The following is a 15228-nucleotide window of genomic DNA, read 5'->3' as shown; positions in this document are numbered from 1 at the left end:
ATCCGATTAATCGCCTAACGGTTAGTCGGATTTTTGTTATAGGAAATTATCTATGAACTTTCAAAATAATGTAAATTTCATCAATGGTGAATATATTGCCTCTAAAGCCGAAGGCATCATTGAAATATTAAGCCCTTCTACGGGCAAAAAAATTGGTGAAATCCCTAAAGGTTGTGCTGAAGATGCACAATATGCCCTTGAAACTGCAGATGCAGGTCAAAAGAAATGGGCTAAGCTAACCGCTCGTACTCGCCAGAATATATTACGTAATTTCGCCAATAAAATTCGCGAAAATAAAGATATTCTTGCGCCTATGTTAGTAGCAGAACAAGGTAAATTATTATCAGTGGCACAGATGGAAGTAGACGTTACTGCGACTTTTATTGATTATGCTTGTGACAATGCGTTAACCATTGAAGGGGATATTCTTCCTTCAGATAATCTAGATGAAAAAATTTATATTCATAAGGTGCCGCGTGGTGTTGTAGTCGGTATTACTGCATGGAATTTCCCTTTAGCTCTGGCCGGTCGTAAGATTGGTCCTGCGTTGATCACAGGTAACTCTATTGTGCTAAAACCCACACAAGAAACTCCATTAGCGACGACTGAATTAGGTCGGATCGCTAACGAAGCTGGTATTCCTGCTGGCGTGTTGAACGTCATTAACGGTTCTGGCTCAGTAGTGGGCCAAGCCTTGTGTGAAAGTCCAATTACTAAAATGATTACCATGACAGGCTCTACTGCGGCAGGTAAGCAGATTTATAAAACTTCAGCTGAGTACATGACCCCTGTCATGCTGGAGCTAGGTGGTAAAGCACCTATGGTGGTTATGGCAGATGCTGACTTAGATAAAGCAGTTGAAGGTGCTCTATGGGGACGTTTTGCTAACTGTGGACAAGTGTGTACGTGTGTTGAGCGTTTATACGTGCAAGAAAGTGTATATGAAAAATTCATGGCTAAGTTTGTACCAGCGGTTGAAGCCCTTAAAGTGGGTGACCCAATGAACCCAGAAACTCAAATGGGCCCTAAGTGTAACCAACGTGAAATTGATAACATAGATCACATAGTTCAAGAAAGCCTCAAACAAGGTGCGACTCTAGCTACTGGTGGTAAAGTTGCTTCGGTAGCAGGTTTTGAAGGCGGTTGTTGGTATGAACCCACATTATTGGTTGATGTAGCGCAAGATAATATTGCTGTACATGAAGAAACCTTTGGCCCTGTACTACCTATCGTTAAAGTTAAAGATATGGATCAAGCCATTGAATACTGTAATGACAGTATCTATGGTCTTAGTGCCTATATTTTCACTGAAAACTTCTTTGATATTAATAAAGCAATCAACGAATTAGAAGTCGGTGAAGTCTATGTAAACCGTGGTATGGGTGAGCAACACCAAGGTTTCCATAATGGTTGGAAACAAAGTGGTTTTGGTGGCGAAGACGGTAAATTCGGTCTTGAGCAATACCTAGAGAAGAAAACGGTTTATATCAACGAAGCGTAAGTTTTATTGAGTAACCAATGATTTAAATGGCTAAGGTGAAAACCTTAGCCATTTTTTTATGCGCGATGAAAATAATAAGGTTGGATATAATAAGTTAAGCTTTTAACTTTTCTAGCATCTAGCATCTAGCATCTAGCATTATTTTAACCAACTCGAAGCTAACTCTTGGTCAAAGATTTTTAACGAAATTGAATCTGTTATCACGGGGTTGACTGTAAATATCAGTTTTTTCACTTTCTTATCTCTTAATACGATTAACTCTACAGTTTGTTCTACTCTTAAGTTATTTAGAATATGTTTTATCTCTGTTTTACTAACTTGCCAATTATTCAGTGCAATCAGTACATCACCTACTTGTAGTCCAGCTTTATAAGCACTGCTGTGTTCGGTCACTTGATTAATGACAACACCTACTTCTTTATCAGTGACTTGGGCGCCAAAATCAAATAAGAAAGGTTCGCTGTTAGTGTCCCCCCCTTTATCATCAATACTGGCTTTAGCGCTGTAATTGACTTTTACTCCGTACTTATTTAATAGGTTTTCGAAAGGTAATTCAGCAGTAGAATATAAAGCCGAAGACAAAAACTCACTGAGATCGAGCCCCAGTTGTTCTTTTAATATTTTATCTATGACCTGGTTGTTAGTGGGGATATTAGTTTTGCCATGAGCCTGCCACAAATAGCGCATAACATCATCTAAGCTAGATTTTTGATCACTGCCTAAGCGAATGCTCAAATCCAAACACATAGCGAGCACTGCACCTTTATTGTAATAACTGACAATATTATTAATGGCCCCTTCGTCTTGTTTATAAAACTTGGTCCAAGCATCAAAGCTAGATTCGGTAATACTTTGTTTAAGCCGACCTTGGTTACGGACTAAACGAGTGAGATTTTTCGCCATTACTTTTAAGTATTCAGCCTCTGTGACTAAACCAGAGCGTAATAGAGATAAATCGTCGTAATAACTGGTAAAACCTTCGTAAATCCATAATTGTTCGGTATATTTTTCGCTATCTAATGTTGCCGCAAATAAAGCCTCTGGTTTAATTCGTTTCACATGCCAGGTATGAAGAAACTCATGACTACACAGGCTGAGAAATAATTGGTATCCATCAGTCATTTTTTGTTTTTGATAAGGACTGGGTAAATCTTTACGACTAAACATTAAGGCTGTCGAACTTATATGTTCTAAGCCACCAAAAGCATTATCAGTTAACAGGGTAATAAATTGATAATGTGTAATGGGCGGATTGTCATTAAAGAATCCAATTTGATGCTTACAGACTTTAGTTAGATCTTGTTTTAAACGTTGAGTATCTGCTTGATGACCGCCAGCTAAAATAAGTTCAAATTCTACCCCAGATGTATTAAATTTGATGGTATTAAACTCACCCAATAATACGGGATGGTCAATGAGTTCATCATAATTTTTCGCCCAATATTCTCCAAATGAATGGGATAAAGGCTGGGTAGATGGCATAGTTGTGGCAACTTGCCAGTGGCCTAGTGCATTATCTTCTGGTTTAATGAGTTCTATGGAAGATGGTTGATCCGTTTGGCCTTCAACAGCTAAAAACATATTGGTACCATTAAAAAAAGCATATTCGTCATTGACGTAGGCACCTCTGACAGATAAATCGAAAGCATAAACCTGATAATAAACATGTATTCTTGTGGGGCAGGACGCTAGTTGCCAGCTTTGTTTATCTAGTTTATTAATGATTATTTGTTGCCCATAATCATCTTCTGCATTAAGTGTGATAATATTTTTGGCAAAGTCTCGGATCATGTAACTACCTGGGATCCAAGCGGGTAAAGAGAGTATTTGTCCTGATTTTTCAGGCTTATCTATAGTTAATTTAACTTGGAGAATATGTCCTGCAATTGAGAGTACTTTCACTTGATAGTGGATGTGTGACTGTGGTTTATGCATAGATTATTCTCTTGTTATTTTTAAAAAGTTTTAGTTGACCTAATAATTACATAATTTAATTCTTAGGTTGTTGTTTTTATAAAGTTTATTTACCCTCCATGGGTAATAAAAACAATAATTTCTGGGAACACTAGGTAAATGGCAATTTTGCACGAAAAAGTAGGATTAACGAATGCAGACGTTAGAAAAATAAAATCTATGCGTCCAGGCCGCCCTGTGGACTTACAGATTACAACTAATAACGGTATAAAACGTGTGCGCAGTGAATTTGTCGGCATGGACGGTAAACGCTGCCTTATCATTAAATTTCCAGATGAAAATAAATGGGGCAGGTTAAAAGAATCCATCTTTAAAGATATGAACATGATTGTTAGATATATTCTTGAAGATGATACTGGTGAAATTATTGCGTTTAAAGTGAAAGTTTTATTAGTTGCTACAACACCAACAGATTTAATCTTTACGTCTTTCCCAGTGGCTATTCAAAGTCATGATCTGCGAGCAGAGCCTAGGGCTCAGACAAGTATTGCAGTAAAACTAGAAGATGTAGCAACAGGTGAAATATTATGTAAATGTGTGGTGGTTGATATTTCTAAGAATGGCTGCCGTATCAGTATCGATAAAAAAGTGTTAGAAAATAAACCAGAATTATATCAAACAATTAAAATGCATTTTTTAGCTTCAACAAATAATGTGAATCAATTAGTTGGAACCATTCAAAGTACTAAAGTTGATGAAGTTTCAAGGTTTTATGGGATTAAGTTCGCCACTGAAGAATCAGAAGTGAAACAATTATTAAAAGAAATCATGGTGGTGGCTGATTAGTTTTAGTTATTGATAAATTAGTGTTAGTTTTGATTGATGCTTGACTGCCTAATTGTTAGATTAAAGTTAATGGGAATTATTTGAGATTAATATGCGACAAATAGATAGATTACTTAGGGAATATGGCGAGAGTCATCAAAATAGGTCGAATATTTATATTCACGCAGTAGCTGTGCCGGCAATTTATTTTGTCACTTTAGCTTTGTTATGGTCAATTCCTACTCCCAGTTTGTTAGATTATTTTAGTGTCTCTTGGGCACATGTCTGTGTTATCCCTGTTTTATATTATTACTTTAAATTGTCGGGGCCTATTGGTGCGGCAATGACGTTTTTGACTATTATTTCTTTTTTCTGCATCAAACTATTAGTGATGCTGAATATATCAGTCTGGCAATTTAGCTTAGCTTTGTTTGTTATTATGTGGATCTTACAGTTTGTCGGACACCATATTGAAGGTAAAAAACCAAGTTTTCTAAAAGATATACAGTTTTTACTAGTGGGACCTGCATGGTGGTGGGTACATTGGTTGAAAAGGTTAAACATTAATTATTAAGAGCAATCATTAATAATTTTTCTTTCACTGAGCAATTAGCAGCTTTGCTTGGTTCAAGCAGATATTCCCTATAACACTTGCGATAAAATGGTATTTAGTTAAGACCAAGCTCAAACGTGTTACTTGTTAATTTAGTACAATCCGTGTTTAATTTTTTGTAATTTGGGGATATACGTGCCGCAATGGGAAAAGCTGGTTGATAGTCGAGAAAGACTATTTTGGACTTTGCATACTGCAGGTTGGGCTGGTTTTGCAATTATCTATTATATAGGTTCTTTTTTACACGATATGCGTAATATTTGGGTCTTTGTGATTGCGTTGAATGCCTATGCGGGTTGGTTGTTAACAATTCCTCTTCGTTATATTTATCGCAAAGCGTTAACTCTTAAGCCTATGCAAATGTTGTTGCTGGTGGCTATTAGTTTATACATAACAGCTCTATTTTGGGCCTTGATTAAAAACATCAATTATTGGGAGATTTATAAAAAAGGTTATCGCCCTGAAGACTGGTATATGTATTTCTCCAACACAGTGAACTCTATTATTATGATTGGCTGTTGGACAGGAGCATATTTTGGCATCAAAAATTATCAGATGTTGCTTAAGGAAAAACAAAATGTGTTAAAGGCTTCTTCTATGGCCCATCAAGCGCATATTAAAATGTTGCGTTATCAACTTAATCCTCATTTTTTGTTTAATACACTGAATGCTATTTCTACACTTATCTTGATGAAAGACAATAAAACAGCTGGGGCTATGGTGAATAGACTGAGCGACTTTTTACGTTATTCTCTAGATAAAGATCCCATTAGAAAAGTGCCTTTAATGCAAGAAATACAGGCCTTAAAATTATATCTGCAGATTGAAAAAGTCAGGTTTGAGGAAAGGTTAACTGTGATTTGGGACATAGAAGAAGACAGTTCTAAGGCATTAGTACCAAGTTTAATTCTACAACCACTTATAGAAAACTCGATTAAATATGCCATTTCTAAAATGCAAGGAGATGGAGAGATCCATATCTCAGCTAAATCTTTTGCTGGGGATTTAATGTTAGTAGTGACTGATAATGGTCCTGGCGCAGAGATAAATAATGGTCAATTGCCCACTAGACCTGGTGGAGGAGTGGGGTTAGTCAATATTAAAGATCGTCTTGAAGCCTTGTATAAAGATGATTATTCGTTTGTAATTTGTCATAACATGCCAACCGGGATCAAAATTAATATTCGTATACCTTACGAAATAAGCGAGAGCATAATTGAAAATTAATACATTGATAGTGGATGATGAGCCTTTAGCACGAAAGGGCTTGTCTATACGTTTATCTGAATATGACAATATTGAATTAGTCGGTGAATGTAAAAATGGCAATGAGGCCATTGATCTTATCCCTAAAGTTAAACCTGATTTAATTTTTTTAGATATACAAATGCCTGGCTTAAATGGTTTTCAAGTTATTAATCGGTTAAGAGAGTTACAACAATCTATTCCATTAATTGTCTTTGTTACTGCTTACGATTCTTATGCAATTAAAGCGTTTGAGATACACGCTTTAGATTACTTATTAAAACCGGTTGATGATGACAGATTAAATGAGGCGATTAATAAAGCCTGTATGACGTTGGCCATCAAAGAAAAAAGCGGACAGAATGAAAAGTTAGTGCAACTAGTGGCGGGTTTGACTGGCGATGATTGCGAAGATATTTTACGTAAACTGGCGAGTGGAGAAAATATTGAAAGTCAGGTGTTTCCTGACGTTTTGGCGATTAAAGATGGCTCTGAGGTGACTCGAGTTGCAGTCAAAGATGTGCAGTGGATTGATGCCGCTGGTGATTATATGTGTGTGCATGCTGCCGAGCAAACTCACATAATGCGTCGTACTATGAAAGAGTTAGAGAAAGACTTAGATCCTAAAAAGTTTGTGCGTATTCATCGTTCGGCCATAGTGAACATAAATTACGTACAAAAATTGGTGAGTCATATCAGTGGCGAGTACCATCTGATTTTAACTAATGGCGAAGAATTAAAGGTCAGTAGAAGTCATAGAGATAGAGTTAAAACAATGATAAAACTCTAATTCTGTTTTGGAAATTTAAAACAATTAGTTGACTGAAAGCATGATAAAAAAGACTCATAGCATCAATGACTATTAATAAAGTTAATAATCTTTTGGTTAGTGATTTTAGCTTGATCAACACTCAAAAAATGTCCAGCATCTTTAATAATCTTTGTCGTCACATTAGGTAAGTGTTTGTTTGCCGTTTCGATACTATCCTTATCATTGATGATGTCCTTATCGCCAATGAGAAGTAGCACTGGGATATTAATCTTAGCTATTTCTTCATCTGAAAAAGGCTGCATATGCCGTGCTAATGACGGAAAAGATGCATTCTTTATTGCCCTAAAATACTGGTCTATATAAAGTTGATCTAGCTTCTCTAAATTGTTAGACATTGTACTTAGAATATCGGGTAAATCTTTTTTATTAGGGCTTGTCATAAATAGTAAATTTGAAAACATATCAAAACTTGGACTAATCCAAGTGAAAGTTTGAGCGGGACTTAATAATGCTAAATGAGAAAACCTAGACTTATCTGTTGCTACTAGCTGTGTGGCTAACCAGCCCCCTTGTGAAGCGCCAACCAGTATAATCTTCGCTAGTTTTAATTGGTCAAATACTTCAAAGTGCCAATTAACTGCTTGTTCAACTGAGTTCAGCTCTTGGCTTGGACTAGACTTTCCTGAATCCCAGATATAATCAATAGCATAGACACGGTAGTCTTTTGATAGTGCCTTTATATTTGGATACCACATGGTCGAACTTGCATTCATTCCGTGTAATAGAACTAAGGGAGGAGCTTGGCTTGGGCCAGCAATGATAATATGTGCTTCACCGGCTGATGTTTTGAGCCGCCTTTGTTCAAAGGGGACTTCCCACAAAGTTAACGTTCGGTTATAGAGCTCATCGTAACTTAACTCGTCTGCTGATTTTTCGACTAGATGTTTATACTGCCCACCTGATCTTTGTTTAGAATTACCTGTGTCGCAACCTGTGATAAGGATAATTAACAATAATAGGATGAAAATAGTCGAATGCATAAATTAACTAAGGCACTTATTAAATAGGGAAACCAAGTTCACAATGAGTTGTACTGGTTTAAGGTTAGAGAAACATATTCTTGTCAGTGATTATATATTAACGAGTTAGTCGTTATTTTTCAGCCATAAACAATACACTAATTCTGAGCAAATTAGACGTTTATTACCTGAGCTCGAGTTAATAAGTGTCGTGTAAATTTAATATTATATTTAAATCCAAAGGTTAAAAATATACATTCATTTTAATTTGTATCACTTCTTACTTGATGATGAAATTTTCGTGGATAGTAAGGCGAGTGTTGTTACCCTACAGCGGGCTATGGTTAGTCAATGCAGCACCGCTAGGCAAAAAAGAAGGTTATTCACAGACTCGGCTTAACCGGAACTCTGGTGATTATTCTATGTTTTCGTTTTGACAACTCCAGCAAACCTCAAATGATTCTGCATTCTGTTCAGAACATTTAGAGCATATCCATTTTTTATCTTGGGTTGTATCGAAAGATTGGAGTAGTTCTGAGGCGTTTGTATAGTCTTTGTCATCTACCCAGAGTTCAAGCCAAACCTGATGTCCAGGAATAGCACTTCCTGATGTATGCCCGTTCCTAATTTCGACTTCTATTCCTGCGTTTTCTAGTACATTTTTTGAATTTATTGCTAATAGGCGATTTTCATTAGTATATATTTGTCTCATAAATTATTCCTTTAAACACGCTAAGACTAGAAATATAGTCTTAGCCAAGTATACATAAACCAGTGCTAATACCAATCTAGTTAAATAATTGGTCGCATTCTGAGTAACTAACCTGAATACTGGATAAGCCGAACCTCTCGATAACGCTCTTTTTGTGCCTAGCGGCGTTGGATTGTCTAGCAATAACACGTTATTACGTACGATAATCCGCCTTACTATACACGAAAAAATTTCGTCACCGAGTAAGCATTCATGTGAGGTGAATTGGGTGAATGTTATTAAGTTATTGAATTTTAATAATAAATTAAGATTGGACGATACTTCTTATCCAGAACTCAGGTTAACTACTAATTTAGCTAGAATGGTATAAGTCAACGGAATTTCATTCTACTTTAGCTTATAAAATAAAGGCAACTGAACAGAGGGGATGTTAAGTATTAGTAGCAGGTAAGATTAAAATAAACAATGGCTGGGTTTCTACCATCTCTTTAAACTGGGCTTAGGTTATGTAATGTTTTTTATCAGAACCATGCTGTTTAGTCTGTATCACGCTGCCCCAATCTGCTTTTTTGCTGTATTCTTGATGTCACTTTGCAAATTCAATTTTTATATATTTTTCTGAAGGTCTTGTGCGTAAAACTGATTTGGATCCTAATAAACATTGGTATGGATTTGCCTTATCTTTGTTGACTGCTTTGTTGTGGGGTGTACTTCCCATATTTTTAAAATTGAGTTTAGAAGTCATGGATGCTGTGACTATCACTTGGTATCGATTTCTAGTCGCGGGTGTTTTTGTTTTTATAGTTCTGTATAAAAGCCGCTCCCTACCTCAATTAGCTGTAATTAAAAGTCGTAAAGGTGGCTGGTTAATTTTAGTCAGTTTTTTATTAGTGGCTAATTATGTGTCATATGTTCAAGGTTTAGAGTATTTAAATCCTGAATCAGCATTAGTTATTATGCAGCTTGCGCCATTTTTATTGATGTTGGGTAGCATTATCTTCTTCTCTGAACGATTTAGTCGCTTAGAGTGTGTTGGGGCTTGTTTATTGCTTTTAGGTTTAATTTTATTTTTTAATGATAGATTAGCCACATTGTTTTTAGCTTTAAATGAATACACTCTGGGTGTGTTAATTATTGTTTTCTCAGCTGTTGCTTGGGCTGGTTATGCTTTAATGCAAAAGTCATTATTAAAATCTTTTTCAGCTAAACAATTAACTCTATATATTTATTTGATTGGTATGCTTATGTTACTGCCATTTGTTAACGTCCAGCTTTTGTCTGGTCTTGATGCAGTGCATGTATTCGCATTAATTTTTTGTTGTCTCAATACTATAGTGGGCTACGGTGCTTTTACTGAGGCTTTAAGTATTTGGCAAGCATCGAAAGTCGGGGCGATAATTACTTTGGCGCCGGTTTTTACCTTTATCAGTATGTATTTTGCAGTAGAATTCATGCCACAGCATTTTGTTGCCAGCGAACTAGATAAGTGGGCCTATATTGGTGGGGCGATTGTGGTTATGGGCTCTGCAATCACTTCATTAGGCAAGGCTAGCCGTTAGGTTTTCAATTATTTCTAATATTTGAATTTGTACCAAGAAGGAAATGAGTTTGTTTGATTTTTGTGTAGTAGGTGGAGGAATGGTAGGTTCGGCTATTGCCTTAGGATTGGGAGCGATGGGTTTTGATGTTGCCTTAATCGAAACGAACAAACCTGCTGATTTTTCTGCTTCTCAAGCTCCAGACATGCGAGTCTCTGCTATTAGTTTAACTTCAGAAAAATTACTCACGGATCTTGGTGCATGGTCTTTTATCGAGAAAATGAGGCTGTGTGAATACAAACGTTTATCAGTATGGAATAAAAGTACTTGTCGCACTGATTTTGATTGTCACTCAGTAGGCACCAGTCATTTAGGCCATATTGTTGAGAACCGAATTATTCAATTAGGACTACACCAAGCTATAGCTGAGGTGGGTAATATCCGTTGTTTTTGGAATCAACCTTTAGTATCAATTAACCCTAAAGGTCAAACTCAGTTGATACTTGCTGATGGTCAACAGATCGATAGCAAAATTATCATCGGAGCTGATGGTGGTAATTCTAAGGTTCGACAGGCAAGTAATATTGGTGTGCAAGGATGGCAATATGCGCAACAGGCATTAGGCATTACTATTAAAACGGATATTGCTAGTCAAGATATCACTTGGCAACAATTTACCGCTAATGGTCCTCTGGCTTTTTTACCCTTGTATGACGGATATGGTTCGTTAGTTTGGTATAACAGTGTGAAAAATATTAAGTGGTTAAAAACCTTATCAAATGAAAAACTTAAACAACAAATCATTCAGGTTTTTCCTGACGAATTAGTAGATTTTGAGGTGTTATCAACAGCCAGTTTTGGTCTAACTAGAATGCACGCTAATCAATATTATAAACATAACAGTGTGTTGATCGGAGATGCGGCGCATACTATCAACCCATTAGCTGGGCAGGGAGTGAATTTAGGTTTTAAGGATGTTGGGTCGTTGCTTACCCAATTAGCAAGCTGTGTTAGAGTGCATGGCCGTTCACAGGCATTAACGGATACTAATCGACAGCTCTGGTTAAATGCCTACGAGAAAGATCGTCGCACGGATAATTTAATTATGATGACAGCTATGGATAGCCTTTATGCCATTTTTAGCAACGATAATACTCCTTTATCATTACTCAGAAATTTAGGTTTAAAATTAGCTAACAGTTCAGGCCCGCTAAAAAAACAAGCATTAAAGTATGCTATGGGATTAGTGTAATGACGGTATTGCTTATCTTAGGTGTATTATTTATTGCTCTAGTGGTACTAGTGCCATTAATTGAGCGAGCTAATTTTAATTTGTCCAATCAACAAATGAGTAAGTTTGGTCGTTGGATCTTACCCTTATTAGTGATTTCAGTTGTTATTCAACTCATCATGCATTACACAGGCTAAAGGCATAGGTATAATACTATTATTCAGTTTTATCCGATTTATCGGATAATGATATTTAAAATACGAAAGGCGAAAAAATGGCAGTTCATTGGTACCCAGGGCATATGCATAAAGCCCAAAAAGAAATTAAACAAGTTTTGCCTCAAGTTGATTTATTGATTGAAGTGTTAGATGCACGTATTCCTTATTCAAGTGAAAATCCAGCGATCGCTCAAATGCGAGGTGATAAACCTTGTATTAAAGTCTTGAGTAAAACGGATCTAGCTGATCCCGAAATCACCGCAATGTGGCAAGAATATTTAGAGCGTGAAAGATCAGTAAAGACGTTCGCAGCCACCACTGAACAACCTGCCAAAATGAAACAGATCATCGACTTATGTCGTAAAATGTTGCCTGAAAAAGACGCTAGCGTAAAAACTATTAATACCATGATAGTCGGTATTCCAAACGTAGGGAAATCTACCCTAATTAACATTTTAGCTGATCGCGTGATTGCTAAAACGGGTAATGAAGCTGCGGTGACTAAAAATCAACAACGTATTAATTTAGGTAATGGCATTACCTTGTTTGATACCCCAGGTATTTTGTGGCCAAAAGTCGAAAACCCTAACAGTGGTTATCGATTAGCGGCGACTGGAGCGATTAAAGATACGGCAATGGAATATGATGATGTAGGTTTTTATGCCGCAGATTATTTAATTAAGGCTTACCCAGAACTATTAAAAGATCGTTTTAAACTAGAACATATCCCAACGACTGAAATAGAGTTTTTAGAAGTTGCGGCAGGTAGTCGTGGTGCCTTAATGGCGGGTGGTAGAGTTAACTTACATAAAATTTGTGAAGTATTAATTAATGAACTCAGATCGGGCAAGTTAGGGCGTATCAGTCTAGAAACTCCAGATATGGTGCAGCAAGAAGAAGTTGAGATGGAAAAAATTGCTGCCAAAAAAGAAGCAGATAAAGTAAAACGTAAACAGAGTTTCAAAACAGGCTCGTTAACCCCAGACAAAAAAGATCGTAAAGAAAAGCGCCAATCAGATCGTGCTGCACAATCTGCCCGGATGAAAAAAGAAAATCGCTCTCGTTCTAAATAACCCTTCTTGGGCAGTGAAGTTCAGGTTTAAGGTAGTTAAAATGAGTTCTAGCCAAATATGAAAGAATGTACTCAGTGTGGAAAGTGTTGCATTAAATATAGTCATGGCGACCTTTCTGCATCTGACAGCGATATGGATATGTGGCAGTTGTTTCGTCCAGATATTGCTGAATATGTAAAAGGGGGCTTAATTTGGTTTTCACCTAATAGTGGAAAACTATTAGACCTATGTCCATTCTTACGTGGCTCTACTAGTACAGAAACAGGCAATATTTTTTATACTTGTGATATCTATCATGATCGTCCCGAAGATTGTAGGTTTTATCCTGTTACGGTTAAACAAATGATTAATGACGAATGTGAAATGTTAGAGCAGGAAGACCTACTTGAACCGGTGAAAGCTCAAGCAGATTTAGATAAGATATTGAAGGACAGCCGACCTAGTTTTGATTAACTTTATTTAACCTGAGTTCTGGATAAGAAGTATCGTTTAAGCTAAATTTATCATTAACATTCAATAGCTTAATAACATTTTCCCAAATCACCTCACCTAAATTCTTACTCGGTGACGAAATTTTTCGTGTATGGCAAGGCGGATTGTCGTACGTAATAACGTGTTATTGCTAGACTCTCCTCCATCGCGGCTAGGAAGCCCAACGCCGCTAGGCACAAAAAGAGCGTTATCGAGAGGTTCGGCTTATCCAGTCTACAGGTTATTTAGTTTTATTTATTATCCCAAATGCCATCTTCTGATTTACCCTGTATTTCACAATCACCCGTTTGATAACTAATTTCCTCGCCATTATCACGCTTTTTGAAATAATCTTTACTGATAGACACTATAGTGGGAGTCATCAAAACTAGGGCTATTATATTGATCACTGTCATTAGGCCTAAAGCCATATCTGCCGCTGCCCATACTTCAGGTAGCGCAGCCATTGACCCCCAAAGGATCATCATTAAATAACCGGCTGTATAACAGGTTCTACCGACTTTATTGTCCAATTTAAACATATGTAAGTTACTTTCGCCGTAGGCGTAGTTAGCTACCACTGAAGTAAATGCAAATAAGCTAATGGCTGCTGCTACAAAGTCGGCGCCTCCTGTGCCTAAATGTGAGCTCATTGCATCTTGAGTTAAGCGAATACCTTCCATTTGTTCACTACTTGAACCACCAGCTAGTAGGATGACTACAGCAGAACAAGTACACAAAATCATAGTGTCGATAAAAACGCCTAACATTTGTACATAACCTTGGGATACTGGATGATTGGGATTTGGAGTGGCACTAGCAGCTGCATGAGGCACACTGCCTGAGCCTGCTTCGTTAGAATATAACCCCCTTTGTACGCCGTGTTTAAATGCAGCACCTATGGCACCGGCACCGGCTTCATTTAAACCGAATGCAGAGGAAATTATATCCCATAACATAGCAGGCACTAAGTCTGCGTTTAGAATAGTGATCACCACTGTGACTAATACATAGGTAACAGCCATGAAAGGCACAACCCATTCGGCAAACTTAGCAATGGCGCGTAAGCCTCCAATAACAATCAAGCCAGCTAATAATATTATGACTAAACCTGAGTAAAGGGTAGGGATCTCGTATGCGTGATTTAGTGCATCAGTTATTGTGTTGGCTTGTACTGCACTAAAAATGAAACCATAACCTAAGAATAAAAATAGCGAAAATATCACAGCTAACCAGCGTTTATTTAAACCTTGCTGGATATAATAGGCTGGGCCACCTCTATATTCACCGTTCGCATCTTTGACTTTATATAATTGACCTAAGACACTTTCTGCAAAGCCCGTTGCCATACCTAAAATGGCAATCACCCACATCCAAAATATTGCCCCTGAGCCACCGAGTGATATGGCCACAGCTACGCCTGCTAAGTTTCCTGTGCCCACTCTGGCAGATAAACTAGTACATAAGGCTTGAAATGAACTTATACCTGCTTTATCACTTTTAGTACTGCCTTTCATCACTGAAAACATATGTCTAAAGTGGCGGATTTGAATAAAGCCTAATTTAGATGAAAACCACACACCTGCAATTAACAACATATAAATCAGAATTTGGCCGTTGCCCCAGAGTACGTTATTAATAAACGCTACGATTTCATTGATCAAAATAAATCCTATGATTATATGGTGGTGTTGATGATGTTGAGTATAAGAAGTCTGCCGTTTTCAGGCTTTTATGTCTAGTGCTATCCATAAATGGATTTTTTCGTTTATCGCTGGGATAGTTGGAATTGAACCAACGCATTGATGCTGGGATCAAAAAAGCTTGTTATAAAGCTGGGTTAATTTGCTGATGGGTTAGGATAGCTGGATTTGAACCAACGTATAGATGCCGGGATCAAAAAAGCTTGTTATAAAGCTGGGTTAATTTGCTGATGGGTTAGGATAGTTGGATTTGAACCAACGCATAGATGCCGGGATCAAAAAAGCATGTTATAAAGCTGGGTTAATTTGCTGATGGGTTAGGATAGTTGGATTTGAACCAAGGCATAGATGCCGGGATCAAAAAAGCTTGTTATAAAGCTGGGTTAATTTGCT

The 15228-nt window shown here is 37.1% G+C and carries 14 protein-coding genes; 10 read left to right on the top strand and 4 right to left on the bottom strand.

What is annotated here, in order from left to right:
• The first annotated feature begins 52 nt into the window (after positions 1–52).
• On the top strand, positions 53–1501 hold the full coding sequence (aldA, locus tag GQR87_RS13150; RefSeq protein ID WP_158970034.1) for an aldehyde dehydrogenase: 1449 nt from the start codon (positions 53–55) through the stop codon (positions 1499–1501).
• A gap of 138 nt (positions 1502–1639) precedes the next feature.
• Here aldA and GQR87_RS13145 read toward each other — a convergent pair whose 3' ends face one another.
• A complete protein-coding gene (locus GQR87_RS13145) occupies positions 1640–3436 on the bottom strand; it encodes a M61 family metallopeptidase (RefSeq protein ID WP_158970032.1) in 1797 nt (598 codons plus the stop codon).
• A gap of 138 nt (positions 3437–3574) precedes the next feature.
• Here GQR87_RS13145 and GQR87_RS13140 point away from each other — a divergent pair, with 138 nt between their 5' ends.
• The 4 genes from GQR87_RS13140 to GQR87_RS13125 all read left to right on the top strand — a co-directional run bounded on the left by GQR87_RS13140 (position 3575) and on the right by GQR87_RS13125 (position 6888).
• Positions 3575–4261, top strand: a complete 687-nt coding sequence (locus tag GQR87_RS13140) for a flagellar brake protein (RefSeq protein WP_158970030.1) — start codon at positions 3575–3577, stop codon at positions 4259–4261.
• A gap of 91 nt (positions 4262–4352) precedes the next feature.
• Positions 4353–4814, top strand: a complete 462-nt coding sequence (locus GQR87_RS13135; RefSeq protein WP_158970028.1) for a DUF962 domain-containing protein — start codon at positions 4353–4355, stop codon at positions 4812–4814.
• 174 nt (positions 4815–4988) lie between these two features.
• Positions 4989–6080, top strand: a complete 1092-nt coding sequence (locus GQR87_RS13130; RefSeq protein ID WP_158970025.1) for a sensor histidine kinase — start codon at positions 4989–4991, stop codon at positions 6078–6080.
• Complete coding sequence (locus GQR87_RS13125; protein WP_158970023.1) at positions 6070–6888, top strand: LytTR family DNA-binding domain-containing protein; 819 nt, start codon at positions 6070–6072, stop codon at positions 6886–6888. Before GQR87_RS13130 ends, GQR87_RS13125 begins: the two co-directional genes overlap by 11 nt.
• A gap of 62 nt (positions 6889–6950) precedes the next feature.
• On the opposite strand, the gene GQR87_RS13120 is transcribed toward GQR87_RS13125, so the two are convergent.
• Positions 6951–7910, bottom strand: a complete 960-nt coding sequence (locus GQR87_RS13120; protein WP_158970021.1) for an alpha/beta fold hydrolase — start codon at positions 7908–7910, stop codon at positions 6951–6953.
• A gap of 394 nt (positions 7911–8304) precedes the next feature.
• Entirely contained in the window at positions 8305–8601 is a 297-nt protein-coding gene (locus tag GQR87_RS13115; protein ID WP_158970019.1) for a DUF2007 domain-containing protein, read from the bottom strand.
• A gap of 629 nt (positions 8602–9230) precedes the next feature.
• Here GQR87_RS13115 and GQR87_RS13110 point away from each other — a divergent pair.
• From GQR87_RS13110 to GQR87_RS13095, 5 genes are all read left to right on the top strand, one after another.
• The gene (locus tag GQR87_RS13110) at positions 9231–10160 is read left to right on the top strand and encodes a DMT family transporter (protein WP_158970018.1); all 930 of its coding nucleotides are present in this window, start codon (positions 9231–9233) and stop codon (positions 10158–10160) included.
• A gap of 49 nt (positions 10161–10209) precedes the next feature.
• On the top strand, positions 10210–11391 hold the full coding sequence (locus tag GQR87_RS13105) for an FAD-dependent monooxygenase (RefSeq protein WP_158970016.1): 1182 nt from the start codon (positions 10210–10212) through the stop codon (positions 11389–11391).
• Positions 11391–11567 (top strand): hypothetical protein, encoded by a 177-nt coding sequence (locus GQR87_RS22185; RefSeq protein ID WP_199271618.1) that lies wholly within the window; start codon positions 11391–11393, stop codon positions 11565–11567. Before GQR87_RS13105 ends, GQR87_RS22185 begins: the two co-directional genes overlap by 1 nt.
• Before the next feature lie 77 nt (positions 11568–11644).
• Positions 11645–12661, top strand: a complete 1017-nt coding sequence (ylqF, locus tag GQR87_RS13100; RefSeq protein ID WP_158970014.1) for a ribosome biogenesis GTPase YlqF — start codon at positions 11645–11647, stop codon at positions 12659–12661.
• A gap of 57 nt (positions 12662–12718) precedes the next feature.
• Entirely contained in the window at positions 12719–13114 is a 396-nt protein-coding gene (locus GQR87_RS13095) for a YkgJ family cysteine cluster protein (protein ID WP_158970012.1), read from the top strand.
• Positions 13115–13383: 269 nt separating this feature from the next.
• On the opposite strand, the gene GQR87_RS13090 is transcribed toward GQR87_RS13095, so the two are convergent.
• Positions 13384–14796, bottom strand: coding sequence for a sodium:alanine symporter family protein (locus GQR87_RS13090; RefSeq protein ID WP_158970010.1), 1413 nt, complete (start codon positions 14794–14796; stop codon positions 13384–13386).
• Positions 14797–15228 lie beyond the last annotated feature (432 nt).

The organism is Paraglaciecola sp. L3A3 (assembly GCF_009796765.1).
Taxonomy (GTDB): Bacteria; Pseudomonadota; Gammaproteobacteria; order Enterobacterales; family Alteromonadaceae; genus Paraglaciecola.
Note: the sequence above shows the minus strand (reverse complement) of the source record. Positions and strands in the feature narration are given on the sequence as shown.

Bases quoted from the DNA above. Each gene is read 5' to 3' on its own strand.
- GQR87_RS22185 (WP_199271618.1), top strand. From the start codon at position 11,391: ATGACGGTATTGCTTATCTTAGGTGTATTATTTATTGCTCTAGTGGTA.
- aldA (WP_158970034.1), top strand. From the start codon at position 53: ATGAACTTTCAAAATAATGTAAATTTCATCAATGGTGAATATATTGCC.
- GQR87_RS13115 (WP_158970019.1), bottom strand. From the start codon at position 8,601: ATGAGACAAATATATACTAATGAAAATCGCCTATTAGCAATAAATTCA.
- GQR87_RS13120 (WP_158970021.1), bottom strand. From the start codon at position 7,910: ATGCATTCGACTATTTTCATCCTATTATTGTTAATTATCCTTATCACA.
- GQR87_RS13135 (WP_158970028.1), top strand. From the start codon at position 4,353: ATGCGACAAATAGATAGATTACTTAGGGAATATGGCGAGAGTCATCAA.
- GQR87_RS13145 (WP_158970032.1), bottom strand. From the start codon at position 3,436: ATGCATAAACCACAGTCACACATCCACTATCAAGTGAAAGTACTCTCA.
- GQR87_RS13140 (WP_158970030.1), top strand. From the start codon at position 3,575: ATGGCAATTTTGCACGAAAAAGTAGGATTAACGAATGCAGACGTTAGA.
- ylqF (WP_158970014.1), top strand. From the start codon at position 11,645: ATGGCAGTTCATTGGTACCCAGGGCATATGCATAAAGCCCAAAAAGAA.
- GQR87_RS13095 (WP_158970012.1), top strand. From the start codon at position 12,719: ATGAAAGAATGTACTCAGTGTGGAAAGTGTTGCATTAAATATAGTCAT.